The sequence below is a fragment of the Synechococcus sp. OH2 genome (assembly GCF_047462155.1).
Classification (GTDB): Bacteria; Cyanobacteriota; Cyanobacteriia; order Thermostichales; family Thermostichaceae; genus Thermostichus.
In genome coordinates, this window is sequence record NZ_JANSIR010000090.1 from 1,228 (window position 1) to 2,064 (window position 837).

Consider the following 837-nt stretch of genomic DNA (forward strand, 5'->3'; position numbering starts at 1 on the left):
GCCCACGCTTTTCAGGGTCTCGCGGGCGGTGAAAAACTCCAGGATGCCCGTCTGGCGGATGGCCTGCTTTTTCTCCTCCAACACCAGGTCAATATCGGCCTCGTTCACCTCCTGCTTAGCGGCCAAGGCGCGGGCCAAGACGCGGCGGATGCGCTCGCGGCTCAGCCCCTGACAGGCCTTGACCAGTTGCTCGCGACCTAGAGGGCTGAGCTTGAGTTTTTCCGGGGCCACGTAGAGCTGGATGAGGCGGTTGATCTCCTCGCTGTTGGGCAGGGGAATGTCGACAACAGTGATCTCCTCGGCTAAGTCGCTGGGCACTTCCAGAGTGTGGCTGAGCAGGATCAGCGTCTTGCGGGTGCGCTTGAGCTCGCGGCTGAGGTTCTTCAGCTCCCGCAGGATGGGGGCATTTTTGTCGCTGCTGGCGTTGCGCAGCACAAAGTGCAGATCCCGCAGCACAAACAGGGTGTCTTCCTGGGGAGCCGAGCGCCACACCCGCCCTAGGGCGGCCATGATGGAGCCACGGTCTTCGCCAGTATCCTGCCAGCCCCGCACCAAATCCCAAAACAGCAGCCGCCGCGGCGGATCGGTTCTCTTGGCTACTTGCACGAGCACGGCGTCCGCCGGCTCCTCTTCGGGGGAAACCAGGTAGATCAGGGGGTAGCGGGCCCGGATCATCAGATCCAGCTCCCGCATCAGTTCCCCTTGCACTTCGGTGGCAATCCCGCTCAAGCCGGGATCCCCGCTGCCTTGCCGATTGCGATCGGGGAGCTCTTTGAGATCTTTTGCGGCTTCTGCCATCGATGAGAAAACAGTGGGGTTCTCCTTACCAGGATAGAG

At 62.1% G+C, this 837-nt stretch carries 1 pseudogene; it reads right to left on the reverse strand.

Annotated elements, in window-relative coordinates:
* Positions 1-693 (reverse strand): annotated as a pseudogene (locus NW835_RS08065) (AAA family ATPase); the annotation flags it as partial.
* Positions 694-837 lie beyond the last annotated feature (144 nt).